Source organism: Comamonas aquatica (genome assembly GCF_018064205.1).
Taxonomy (GTDB): Bacteria; Pseudomonadota; Gammaproteobacteria; order Burkholderiales; family Burkholderiaceae_C; genus Comamonas; species Comamonas aquatica.
This window is the reverse complement of the sequence record NZ_CP072916.1, coordinates 2567103-2579794: the sequence shown is the minus strand read 5'-3', so window position 1 is coordinate 2579794 and position 12692 is coordinate 2567103. Positions and strand designations below refer to the sequence as shown.

8 protein-coding genes and 1 pseudogene are annotated in these 12692 nt (G+C 68.6%); 7 read left to right on the top strand and 2 right to left on the bottom strand.

Annotation, left to right across the window (positions count from 1 at the left end):
* Positions 1 to 321 precede the first annotated feature (321 nt).
* Together metG and KAQ61_RS12175 are read right to left on the bottom strand one after the other, a co-directional pair.
* On the bottom strand, positions 322 to 2430 hold the full coding sequence (gene metG / locus KAQ61_RS12180) for a methionine--tRNA ligase (RefSeq protein WP_276514468.1): 2109 nt from the start codon (positions 2428 to 2430) through the stop codon (positions 322 to 324).
* A gap of 166 nt (positions 2431 to 2596) precedes the next feature.
* Positions 2597 to 3181, bottom strand: coding sequence for a restriction endonuclease (locus KAQ61_RS12175; protein ID WP_210929323.1), 585 nt, complete (start codon positions 3179 to 3181; stop codon positions 2597 to 2599).
* A 145-nt stretch (positions 3182 to 3326) separates the two neighbouring features.
* Between KAQ61_RS12175 and apbC the strand changes: the two genes are divergently transcribed.
* The 7 genes and pseudogenes from apbC (at position 3327) to KAQ61_RS12140 (ending at position 12690) form a co-directional block, all read left to right on the top strand.
* Positions 3327 to 4421 (top strand): iron-sulfur cluster carrier protein ApbC, encoded by a 1095-nt coding sequence (gene apbC / locus KAQ61_RS12170; protein WP_210929322.1) that lies wholly within the window; start codon positions 3327 to 3329, stop codon positions 4419 to 4421.
* A gap of 249 nt (positions 4422 to 4670) precedes the next feature.
* A complete protein-coding gene (locus KAQ61_RS12165) occupies positions 4671 to 7085 on the top strand; it encodes a penicillin-binding protein 1A (RefSeq protein WP_244983085.1) in 2415 nt (804 codons plus the stop codon).
* Between the two features lie 52 nt (positions 7086 to 7137).
* Positions 7138 to 9669 carry an ABC transporter permease gene (locus KAQ61_RS12160; protein WP_210929321.1) on the top strand — a complete coding sequence of 844 codons (2532 nt, stop codon included), beginning with the start codon at positions 7138 to 7140 and terminating at the stop codon, positions 9667 to 9669.
* Positions 9670 to 9880: 211 nt separating this feature from the next.
* A complete protein-coding gene (locus KAQ61_RS12155) occupies positions 9881 to 10252 on the top strand; it encodes a TraR/DksA family transcriptional regulator (protein ID WP_043384161.1) in 372 nt (123 codons plus the stop codon).
* A gap of 178 nt (positions 10253 to 10430) precedes the next feature.
* Positions 10431 to 10835, top strand: coding sequence for a group II truncated hemoglobin (locus KAQ61_RS12150; protein WP_183302035.1), 405 nt, complete (start codon positions 10431 to 10433; stop codon positions 10833 to 10835).
* A 226-nt stretch (positions 10836 to 11061) separates the two neighbouring features.
* Positions 11062 to 11650: pseudogene (locus KAQ61_RS12145) on the top strand (LemA family protein).
* Positions 11651 to 11664: 14 nt separating this feature from the next.
* Entirely contained in the window at positions 11665 to 12690 is a 1026-nt protein-coding gene (locus KAQ61_RS12140; RefSeq protein WP_210929320.1) for a M48 family metalloprotease, read from the top strand.
* The last annotated feature ends 2 nt before the right edge of the window (positions 12691 to 12692 follow it).

Below are 12692 nucleotides of genomic sequence, written 5' to 3'. Positions count from 1 at the left end.
CGCGCAATGCGATGAGTTGATTGCGGGATGGAGATGGTGTTGCGACAGACGGCGGTCTCTGGTCGGGCGCCACAGGGCCCGGTGCGGTGCCAGCGCGGGGCACGGCCCAGGCACGCAGCACCGCATCACATCGCTGCGCAGGCGGGCGCTGCCTGCGCCGATGGCGCCCCACTCACGCGGGTGCCGCCCGCCCGTGGTGCCAGGCGTGAACGGCCAAGAAAAACCCCCAGGGCACGGGGCCGTGGGGGCTGTTCCGAGGGGGCGTGGCCGCCCGCATGAGCGCGGGCAGGGCCTACGGCGCCACCGTCGTGCGGCGGGCCATCAGCCGATGCGCATGCCGGGCTGGGCGCCGGGGAAGGGCTCCAGCACATAGATGCCGGGGTGGGCCTTTTCGTCGGCGTGGCTGGCGGCCAGCACCATGCCTTCGCTGATGCCGAACTTCATCTTGCGCGGCGCCAGGTTGGCCACCAGCACCGTCAGCTTGCCTTGCAGCTGCTCGGGCTGGTACATGCTGGCGATGCCGCTGAACACATTGCGCGTCTTGCCTTCGCCGGCGTCCAGCGTCAGCTGCAGCAGCTTGGTCGAGCCTTCCACGGGCTTGCATTCGACGATCTTGGCGATGCGCAGGTCGATCTTGGCAAAGTCGTCGATGGTGATGGTGGGGGCAATTTCTTCACCACCGGGCTTCACGGCCTCGACCACGGGGGCGGCGGGCGGCTCGAACAGGGCGTCCAGCTGCTCCACCACCACGCGCTGCATCAGGTGTTCATATTTGCCGATGCCGTGGCCGGCGCCCAGCAGGCGGTCGGCGTCGGCAAACTGCAGGGGCTGCACGTGCAGGAAGGCTTCAACCTGGCTGGCCACGGCGGGCAGCATGGGCTTCAGATAAATCGTCAGCAGGCGGAAGGCCTCGATGCAGGTGGAGCACACGTCCTGCAGGCGCGTGTCCATGCCTTCCTGCTTGGCCAGCTCCCAGGGCTTGTTGGCGTCGACGTAGCTGTTGACCTTGTCGCACAGGGCCATGATGTCGCGCGCGGCGCGGGCCGTGTCGCGGGCTTCGTAGGAGGCCACGATGCCGTCCTTGGCGTCGCGCAGCGCGGCCAGCAGGGTCTGGCCGTCTTCGCTGACCGCACCCAGCTTGCCGTCAAAGCGCTTGCTGATGAAGCCGGCAGCGCGCGAGGCGATGTTCACGTACTTGCCGATCAAATCGGAATTCACGCGCAGCATGAAGTCTTCGGGGTTGAAGTCGATGTCTTCGTTCTTGCCGTTGAGCTTGGCGCCCAGGTAGTAGCGCAGCCACTCGGGGTTCATCTTCAGGGCCAGGTACTTCAGCGGGTCCAGGCCGGTGCCGCGGCTCTTGCTCATCTTCTCGCCGTTGTTCACGGTCATGAAGCCGTGCACGCAGATTTTGGTCGGCGTCTTGCGGCCGCTGAACTTGAGCATCGCCGGCCAGAACAGGGTGTGGAAGGTGATGATGTCCTTGCCGATGAAGTGGTACTGCTCCAGGTTGGGGTCGGCCATGTAGGCGTCGAAGTCCTCGCCGCGGCGGTCCAGCAGTTCCTTGAGCGAAGCCAGGTAGCCCACGGGCGCGTCCAGCCAGACATAGAAGTACTTGCCCGGTGCGTCGGGGATCTCGATGCCGAAGTAGGGCGCGTCACGGCTGATGTCCCAGTCGTCCAGGCCTTCGCTGGTCGAGCCATCGGGGTTGGTGCGCACACCGAACCATTCCTTGATCTTGGCGGCCACTTCGGGCTGCACATGCTGGCCGTTCTGCGTCCACTCGGTCAGGAACGCCACGGCGCGCGGGTCGGACAACTTGAAGAAGAAGTGCTCCGAGGTCTTGAGCACCGGCTTGGCGCCCGACAGGGCCGAGAACGGGTTGATCAGGTCGGTGGGGGCGTAGACCGAGCTGCAGACTTCGCAGTTGTCGCCGTACTGGTCCTTGGCGTGGCAGCGTGGGCACTCGCCCTTGATGAAGCGGTCGGGCAGGAACATGTTCTTCTCGGGGTCGAAGAACTGTTCGATGGTGCGCGTCTCGATGAAGCCAGCGGCCTTGAGGTCGCGGTAGATCTGCTGGGACAGCGCGTGGTTGGCCGGGCTGTCGGTGTTGCTCCAGTTGTCGAAGGCGATGTGGAAGCCGTCGAGGTAGGGCTTGCGGCCGGCGGCGATGTCGGCCACGAACTGCTGCGGCGTCTTGCCGGCCTTCTCGGCGGCAATCATGATGGGGGCGCCGTGGGCATCGTCCGCACCCACGAAGTTGACCGCATGGCCCTGCATTCGCTGCGCACGCACCCAGGTGTCGGCCTGGATGTATTCCATGATGTGGCCGATGTGGAAGTTGCCGTTGGCGTACGGCAGGGCGGTGGTGGCGAAAATCTTGCGTTGGGACATGGGAGCCTTCTCGTTGGGCTGTGAAAAGCAACCCTCGATTCTAGAAGCCCTGAAACCGCTGTGCAGTAAATGCGCGCATGGCCCCGGATTCACGGTTTTGATAGCTGTGGGCGCAATTTGGGTCAGGGCTGGATGGCATTTTGACCATGAATGCCCCCAGCGCCGTGCCTGGGCCGCCCCGGCCGGGGCGGCGCCTGCGCAGGCCTCAGGGCTGGGCCATCAGCGGCTTTTGCAGCAGCGTGGCCAGGGTCAGGCCCTGCAGGATGGCGATGTGCTGCGCATCGGCAAAGCGCTGCGCCGTGTCCTGCAGCGGGGCGATGCAGACATAGGCGCATTCCTGGGCGTTGTGCGCGGGCATGGCCTGGTGCAGGGTGCGCAGCGGCTCGACGCCATGGGTGCCGGCCTTCCAGCGCTTGGCCAGCACCAGTGTGGTCTTGCCGTTGCGCTGCAGCACGAAGTCGGCGGCCGCATCCTTGCAGCGCGCGACGCTGTAGCCCTCGGTGGCCCAGGCGCGTTCCAGGTGCTGGGCAAACTCGTTCCAGTTCTGCTGCGCGGCCGACTCCAGCAGGGCGCGCTGCTGGGCCGGGGTGGGCTGGTCGTATTGGCGCACAAAGGCCACAAAGCCCAGGGCCCAGAAGGGCAGCGACCCCAGGATGGCGACCATCTTGTAGGGCTGGGGCACCAGGGCCGCCGCCAGCAGGGCCCAGCCCGCGCCGACGGTAAAGCTCACCCACCAGCGCGAGCGCAGCAGGATGGCGAACAGGGAGTTTTCGGCCATTTTGAATTTCATGGCGGCAGATCTTTCAAAGGGGGGAAACCGGGCGCCGGTGCGCCCCAGGAACAAGAGCCCGCTGGCCATATGGGTTGCGGGGCTCCGATAGACTCAGTGTCTTCTGATTTTCTCAGACCCCACCATCCATAAGTACAAAACAGCAATGTCCCTGACCGAACCAAGCTTGCTGGCTGCCCTGGCCAGCGTGAACGATCCGCACACCGGCACCGATTTCGTCAGCACCCGCTCTGTGCGCAATGTGCAGATCAGCGGTGGCGACGTGGCCTTCGACGTGGAACTGGGTTACCCCGCCAAGAGCCTGATTCCCGAGCTGCGCAAGGCCTTCATTGCCGCGGCCAAGACGCTGCCGGGGGTGGAGAACGTGTCGGTCAACATCAGCACCAAGGTGCAGGCCCATGCCGTGCAGCGTGGCGTGCAGTTGCTGCCGGGCGTGAAGAACATCATCGCCGTGGCCTCGGGCAAGGGTGGCGTGGGCAAGAGCACGACCACGGCCAACCTGGCGCTGGCCCTGGCCGCCGAAGGCGCCCGCGTGGGCGTGCTGGATGCCGACATCTACGGCCCCAGCGTGCCCATGATGTTTGGCGTCAGCGGCAAGCCCGAGAGCAGCGACGGCAAGACCATGGAGCCGCTGGAGAACTACGGCGTGCAGCTGATGTCCATCGGCCTGCTGCTGAACAACCCCAACGAGGCCATGATCTGGCGCGGCCCCATGGCCACGCAGGCGCTGGAGCAGATGCTGCGCTCCACCAACTGGAAGGACCTGGACTACCTGCTGATCGACCTGCCCCCCGGCACGGGCGACATCCAGCTGACGCTGAGCCAGAAGGTGCCCATGACCGGCTCCGTCATCGTGACCACGCCCCAGGACATCGCCCTGCTGGATGCCAAGAAGGGCATCAAGATGTTCGAGAAGGTGGGCGTGCCCATCCTGGGCCTGGTGGAGAACATGGCCATGCACGTGTGCACGAACTGCGGCCATGTGGAGCACATCTTCGGCCAGGACGGTGGCAAGCACCTGGCGGCGGAGTGGAACATGGACTTCCTGGGTTCGCTGCCCCTGTCGATGAGCATCCGTGAGCAGGCCGACAGCGGCAAGCCCACCGTGGTGGCCGCGCCCGACAGCGAAGCCGCGCTGATCTTCAAGAAGCTGGCGCGCGATGTGGCCGTGAAGATTGCGCAGAAGGCCAAGGACTTCTCCAGCAAGTTCCCCACCATCACCATCAGCAAGAACACCTGATGCCACTGCGAGTGGCTGGCCGGGCGGGAAGCCCTGCTTAAAACTTAGGCAAAGCGCCCCGGTTCAGCCGGGGCGCTTTTTTTCCGGCATGCTGTGCGCGTTTTGTCTGCTGCAGCGCCTGGGGCGCTGTTTTTGATCGTGCAAGAACAAGAGCCTGAAAATTCCGCTGGCGCTGGGCGCCGCCTGCTGCGTCCCCTGGTCCAGGGGGGGCAACGGCTGGCCCGCCAGGCCCGGTCCGGGTGGGCGCTGCTGCGCCAGCGGGCCACGCAGTCCCCACGCCTGCTGGCCCTGGGGGAATGGCTGCAACCACGCGTGCAGCGCATGCGCCGCTGGCGCTGGCAATGGCTGGTGGTGCTGCCCGCCCTGGCGCTGGGCTATGCCCTGCTGCTGGTGCCCTTCACCCCCAGCATCAGTGACATCCGCAAGGCCAAGCTGGAGCAGCCCGCGCAGGTGCTGACAGCCGATGGCAAGGAGCTGGCGCTGTTCAAGCGCAGCAACCGCCAGTGGGTGGGCCTGGACGAGATTGCCCCGTCCGTGGTCAAGGCCCTGATCGCCACCGAGGACCACCGCTTCTACGAACACCACGGTATGGACCTGTGGCGCACGGCGGCGTCGGTCTGGCACTCGCTGCGCGGCGATCTGCAGGGCGGCTCCACGCTGACGCAGCAGCTGGCGCGCAACCTGTACCCCGAGGAGATCGGACGCTCGGCCAGCGTGAACCGCAAGCTCAAGGAAGCCATCACGGCCTTCAAGATCGAGGCGCTCTACAGCAAGCCAGAGATTCTGGAGACCTACCTCAACACCGTGCCCTTCCTGTACAACGCCTGGGGCATCGAGATGGCGGCGCGCACCTATTTCGACAAGCCCGCGGCCAAGCTGTCGGTGCTGGAGGCGGCCACCCTGGTCGGCATGCTCAAGGGCACCAGCTACTACAACCCGGTGCGCAACCCCGAGCGCGCCGTGGCGCGGCGCAACACGGTGCTGGCGCAGATGGTCAAGCGCGAGGTGCTGACCGCGGCCGAGTTCGAACGCCTGAAGGTGCGCCCGCTGCGCCTGGACTTCGAACGCCAGGAAGTGCCCTCGGGCATGGCGCCGCACTTTGCGCAGCAGGTGCGCAAGTGGCTGATCGACTGGGCCGACAGCCATGGCTACAACATCTATGCCGATGGGCTGGTGGTGCACACCACGCTGGATGCCCGCATGCAGGCCTGGGCCACCCAGGCGGTGCGCAACCACACACGCACGCTGCAAGGGATTGCCAACAGCAACTGGAGCAAGCGCGACGGCTGGAATCCCGACAACCCGCTGGTGCACAGCCTGGTGCGCGAGACCACGGCCTACGCCGCCCTGCGGGAAAAAGGCCGCAGCAGCCAGGAGGCCCTGCAGGAGTTGCTGGGCGACAAGGCCTTCCTGCAGCAGTTGCGTCAGGACAAGCTGCGCCTGGAAGCCGGCTTTCTGGCCATGGACCCCGGCACGGCCGCCGTGCGTGCCTGGGTCGGCAGCCGTGACTTTGCCCAGGATGCCTTCGACCACGTGCAGCAGGCGCGCCGCCAGCCTGGGTCCACGTTCAAACCCTTTGTCTATGGCGCTGCACTGCAGTCGGGCGTGCCGGCCGATGCGCAGCGCGTGGACCAGGCCGTGGAAATCACACTGGCCGGCGGCGAGGTGTGGCGCCCCAGCGATGCCAGTCCGCCCAGCGGGCGCAGCATGACGCTGGCCGATGCGCTGGCCTATTCCAAGAACACCATCACCGCCCAGCTGGTGCAGGAAGTCGGTCCGGCCAAGGTGGCGCGCCTGGCGCGCAACCTGGGGGTGCGCAGCAGCCCGCTGGAGGCCGTGCCGGCGCTGGCCCTGGGGGCCAGCCCGGTGTCGCTGCTGGAAATGGTCAACGCCTATGGCAGCCTGGCGCGCGGTGGGCAGTACCGTGCGCCCCTGCTGGTCACGCGCATCGAGGACCGCCAGGGCAAGGTGCTGGCCGAGTTTGCCCCGCATCCGGCCGAGCAGGTCTGGGACGAGGAGGAGAACTACGCCCTGGTCGACATGCTGCGCGGGGTGGTGGACAAGGGCACGGGGCGCGACATCCGCCGCCGCTGGGGCATCAAGGACGATGTGGCCGGCAAGACCGGCACCACGCAGAACAACGCCGATGGCTGGTTCATCCTGATGCACCCCGAGCTGGTGGTGGGGGCCTGGGCCGGGTTCAACGACGGGCGCATCACCTTGCGCAGCGACCACTGGGGCCAGGGGGCCCGCAGCGCCCTGCCCATGGTGGGGGATTTCACCGCCCAGGCCCTGCGCAGCAAGCTGGTGGACCGTCATGCGCGCTTCACGCCGCCCGAGTCGTCGCACTGGTGGGCCTCGCTGGCCGATGGCGTGCGCCGCCAGATGCAGGCCTGGTGGGGCGCGGAGCGCCAGTCCCCGGCGCCGGTCCCGGGCCGTACACCGCCGCCGGTGGCCGTGCCGGTCCCGGTGACGCCCGCGCCCGACAGCGACGTGATCGAGGAGTCCACACCGCCCCTGCCGGCTTCGCAGCTGCCGCCGGCGCCACCGCCTTCGGATGCGCTGGATACCTGGATGGAGCAGTGGGCGCCACCGCCCGGTACGGCGCCGGACTGGGAGCAAACCCCCCCGGCCGTGCTGGGGCGTCCGGTCGAAGCCCCCTGAACCCAGGGGGTGGGCGCAGCGCCCGGGGCGGGCTTGCGCTATCGTCCTGGGCATGACGATGAGCTTCTGGCAACTGGGATGGCGCACGCTCTGGCGCGATGCGCGTGCGGGCGAGTTGCGCCTGCTGTGGGTGGCGGTCACGCTGGCGGTGGCGGCGCTGACCTCGGTCGCATTCTTCGCCAACCGGCTGGAGGCCGGCTTGCAGCGCGATGCGCGCCAGCTGCTGGGCGGCGACGTGGTGATCGCCAGTGATGACGGGCAGCTGCAGCGCTTTGTCGACCAGGCCGAGGCCCTGGGGCTGCACCACGTCACGACCCTGGTCTTTCCCACCATGGGTCGGGCCACCGAGGCGCGCGGCGGCATGGCCAAGCTGGTGGCGCTGAAGGCGGTGGACCAGGGCTACCCCTTGCGGGGCCGCCTGCAGGTGGCCGATGCCGCGGACGCCGCAGGCCGGGCAACCGCCGAGATTCCCGCCCCCGGCCAGGCCTGGGTGGATGCGGCCCTGCTGTCGGCGCTGGAGCTGCAGGTGGGCGACACCCTGCTGCTGGGCGATGCCAGCCTGCGCATCGCCCAGGTGATCACGGCCGAGCCCGACCGTGGTGGCGGCTTCATGAGCTTTGCACCGCGCGTCATGATCCATGCCCAGGACCTGGCGGCCACCGGCCTGGTGCAGCCCGCCAGCCGCATCACCTGGCGCCTGGCCGTGGCCGGCGAGGACGCCCAGACCGTGGCGCGCTACGCGGCCTGGGCCCAGGCCCAGATCGGCGAGGGGCGGCGGGCAGGGCTGCGCCTGGAGTCGCTGGACAGCGGCAGCCCCGAAATGCGCCGCACGCTGGAGCGGGGTGAGAAGTTTCTGAGCCTGGTGGCCCTGCTGGCGGCGCTGCTGTCGGCCGTGGCCGTGGCCCTGGCGGCACGGACCTTTGCCCAGGGCCACCTTGATGTGGCGGCCATGCTGCGCGTGCTGGGCCTGCCCCAGCGCCGGATTGCCGCCGCGTATGCGCTGGAGTTCGCCGTGGTCGGCCTGCTGGCCAGCCTGCTGGGCGTGGCCCTGGGCTGGGGCGTGCACCACGCGTTTGTCTGGCTGCTGGCGGGCCTGGTGGCCGATGGCCTGCCGCCGCCCAATCTGTGGCCCGTGGGTTTTGGCGTGGGCATGGGCATGACCTTGTTGCTGGCCTTTGGCCTGCCACCCGTGCTGCAGCTGGCCCAGGTGCCGCCGCTGCGCGTGCTGCGCCGCGATGTGGGGGCCATCAAGCCCCTCTCGGCCGGGGTGCTGGGCGTGGGCGTGCTGGGCTTTGGCGCGTTGCTGATGGTGGTCAGCCGCGACCCCAGGCTGGGCGGGATCGCCGTGGGCGGCTTTGCGGCGGCCGCGCTGCTGTTTGCCGCACTGGCCTGGGTGGCCGTCTGGCTGCTGCGGCGCCTGGTGCGCGAGAACGCCGCGCCACGCTGGCTGATCCTGGCCACGCGCCAGCTGGCGGCGCGGCCGGGCTATGCCGTGGTCCAGGTCAGCAGCCTGGCCGTGGGCCTGCTGGCCCTGGTGCTGCTGGTGCTGCTGGTGCTGCTGCGCACCGACCTGGTCAGCAGCTGGCGCCAGGCCACGCCGGCGCATGCGCCCAACCGCTTTGTGATCAACATCATGCCGGACCAGGCCCAGGCCTTCCGCAGCCACCTGGAGCAGGCCGGGGTGCAGGGCTACGACTGGTTCCCCATGATCCGGGGGCGGCTGGTGGAGGTCAACGGCCAGGCCGTCCGCCCCGAGAACTACACCGACGACCGGGCCCAGCGCATGCTGGACCGGGAGTTCAACCTGTCCAACGCCCTGGCCATGCCCGACAAGAACACCGTCACCGCCGGCCAGTGGGTGGCGGGCGAGGCCGATGGCGCCAGCGTGGAGGACGGCATTGCCCAGACCCTGGGCCTGCACCTGGGCGACACCCTGGTGTTCGACATCGGCGGCGTGCGCCACAGTGCCCGCCTGACCAGCCTGCGCAAGGTGGACTGGGGCAGCATGCGCGCCAACTTCTTCATCATGTTCCCCGTGGCCAGCGTGCCCGACGTGCCCACCACCTACATGGCGGCCTACCGCGCGCCGGCGCAGGCGGGCTTTGACAACGCCTTGCTGCGCCAGTTTCCCAACATCACCAACGTGGACCTGGACAGCACCATCGCCCAGGTGCAGCGCGTGCTGGACCAGGTGATCCGCGCGGTGGAGTTTTTGTTTGCCTTCACGCTGGCGGCGGGGCTGGTGGTGTTGTTTGCCGCCGTCACCGCCACGCGCGAGGAACGCGCGCGGGAGTACGCCATCATGCGCGCCCTGGGCGCGCAAAGCCGCTTGCTGCGCCAGGTGCAGCGGGCCGAGCTGGCGGGCGTGGGCCTGCTGGCGGGCTTCCTGGCCAGCTGCGTCGCCATGCTGGTGGGCTGGGCGCTGGCGCGCTGGGTGTTCGAATTCGCTTGGACAGCCGTCTGGTGGGTGCCGCTGGCCGGGGCACTGGCCGGTGCCGTGCTGGCCTTGGGGGCCGGTTGGTGGGGCCTGCGCGAAGTGCTGCAGCGCCCGGTGGTGCACAGCCTGCGCGCGGCCGCAGAGTGAGGGCGTGCAAAATACATAGCGTTTGGCGCATGTGGATACACCGTTGCAAGGTATTTAACGTCTGAAAGCGTGGATGGGTGAGCGTTGGCAGCTCTCATCTTTGAAGAGGCGGGTGCGCTGCCGCCGTGCAGCGGCCCCGCCGTTCTGGCTGACGTGCGGATGCGCTGCGCGCTGACCCGGGGGGCGGACGCCGCTTGGCAATCATGGCTGCATGACTGCACTCACACACACCCAACTCCAGACGTTTCGCCACCTCCTGCAGCAGCGTGAACAGCAGTTGCGGCAGGAGCTGGCGGCCGCGCACCAGGAACAGGAACAGCAGGCTGAGGACGCGGAGGACATGCCGCCGGAGCCCGACGCCAACCAGACCCACGAAACGGCCGACCGCGAGGTGCGCTACGCCGAAGCCGTGCGCGACCAGCAGGAGCTGCAGGACGTGCGCGCCGCCTTGCAGCGGCTGGACGATGGCAGCTATGGCGAATGCGTGGTCTGCGGCAAGGCGATCGCCGTGCCCCGCCTGCAGGCCTTCCCTTCGGCCAAACGCTGCATCCAGTGCCAGACCAAGCTGGAGGCCAAGGGCTAGCGCCGCAGGCGCGGCTGCGTAGCGGTGCGTGCCATGCGGCGCCCCTGGCACGCTGCCAGCAGGACACAAGTGCAGGGCCGAGGCTTAACCCCTGATCCCCCCTGGCGCGTCACAGCTGGCACACTCCCAGGCATGGATGCCTGCCCTGCAGGCTGGTTTGTATTTCTGGGTCCGTGCCATGCAGATAGAAGAAAAGCCCCCGTACGACACACCGTTTGAATGGATTGGCGGGGAAGCCCCTGTGCGCCGCCTGGTGGATCGTTTCTACGACCTGATGGACCTGGAGCCCGGCTACGCCGAGCTGCGCGCCTCGCACGGCAGCACGCTGGAGGATGCGCGCCAGAAGCTGTTCTGGTTCCTGTGCGGCTGGCTGGGCGGCCCCGACCACTATGTGGAGCGCTTCGGTCACCCGCGCCTGCGCATGCGCCACATGCCGTTCGCCATCGGCATCCTGGAGCGCGACCAGTGGGTGGCGTGCATGGACCAGGCCATGCAGGAGACCGAGGTGCCCGAGGCCCTGCGCGTGCGGCTCCAGAGCAGCTTCATGCAGACGGCCGACTGGATGCGCAATAAGGGCGTGTGAGTCGGTCCCTGGCGGCCTGCGGGTGTGCCAGGGCTGTACCACGGGTGCCCGGTCACGGCCGGGTGCGGACTGGGCGCTTCACCGGCGGTGGGCTCCGCATCCGCTCTCCCCGGGCGCGTGCTGGCACCGCCGCGGGCCGGTCGCGGTGCCGCAGAAGCAATCCAGGTGCGGGCCCACCGCTCCACTAAGATAGCTGGCACCAACCAACCGTGAGAGGGAGCTGCCAATGACGACACTGTGGGTCTTGCTGGCCATCGTGGCCGTGCTGGCGCTGTGGGGCATCGCGGTCTACAACCGCCTGCGCCAGCTGCGCAACCGTGTGGACAACGCCTGGTCGCAGATCGACGTCCAGCTCAAACGGCGCTATGACCTGATTCCCAACCTGGTGGAGGTGGCGCGGGGCTACCTGCAGCACGAAGCCTCCACCCTGGAAGCCGTGGCGCGCGCGCAGCCAGGCGGTGGCGGCCAGCGATGCCGTGCGCCATCGTGCGCGAGACGGCCAGGCCCTGGCCGCCCTGTCGGCGGCCGAACAGGTGCTGGGGGGCAACCTGGGGCGGCTGATGGCGGTGATGGAGGCCTACCCCGCGCTCAAGGCCGATGCCCAGATGCAGCGCCTGGCCGAAGAAATCGCCAGCACCGAGAACCGCATCGGCTTCGCCCGCCAGGCCTACAACGACCAGGTCATGGAATTCAATGACCGGGCCAGCCAGTTTCCGGACCTGCTCTGGGCCCGCCTGTTGGGCTTCATGCACCTGGACATGCTGCAGTCCACGGCCAATGCGCAGGAGCGCGCCACGCCCCAGGTGCGGTTCTGAGCCCCGGCAGCCCCATGCGTTTCTGGGACTGGCAAAGCGATGCCCGGCGCACCACGCGCTGGCTGGTGCTGCTGTTCGGCCTGTGCGTGCTGGCCGCGCTGGCGGCCGTGCATGGTGGCCTGGCGCTGGCCTGGCGGCTGCTGTTTGCGCACCTGGACTATCCCAAGGGCTTTGTGGCCGTGAATGTGGGGGTGACCCTGTTTCTCATCCTCGGCGGCTGGTGGCTGACGCACGAACAGCTCAGCGCCGGGGGGCGCCAGCTGGCGCAGCGCATCGGGGCGCGCGAGGCCCGGCCGGGCAGCACCCCGGCCGAGCAGCAGTTGTGCAACATCGTGCAGGAGCTGTGCGTGGCCGCGCAGATGCTGCCGCCCCAGGTGGTGGTGCTGGCGCGTGCCGATGCCATCAATGCCTTTGCGGCCGGCTGGGAGCCGGACGATGCCGTGATCGCCGTCACGCAGGGGGCGCTGGACTACCTGACGCGCGATGAAATGCAGGGGCTGGTGGCGCACGAACTCTCGCACCTCAAGGAGGGCGACACCCGGCTCAACATGCAGCTGGCCGGCATGGTCAGCGGGCTGGAGCTGGTCTACCACTTTGGCGAAACCCTGCGCGAGCGCGGCGGCCTGGCCTGGTGGTTTGGCAATGCGGTCATGGCCGCGGGTTTTGTGGGCTGGTGCAGTGGGCGCCTGCTGAAGGCTGCGGTTTCGCGCCAGCGCGAATTGCTGGCCGATGCCCGCGCCGTGCAATGGACGCGCAGCCGCGACGCCCTGGGCGGTGTGCTGCGCAAGGTGATGACGCAGCGCCAGGAGGCCGCGCGCCACCGCGGTGGCTGGCGGGCCGACCACCACAGCCATAGCGGGCTGCACCATCCGCTGGTGCAGCACATGCTGCTGGCCGAGACCCCCGACAGCAGCCGGCTGGAACACTGGCTGGACGCCCATCCGCCCCTGGAGCTGCGGGTGGCCCGCATCTACGGCCGGCCGATGCGGCCCCTGCCACTGCAGGCCACGCCGGCGGTGCGCGAGGCCGATGGTTTTTGACA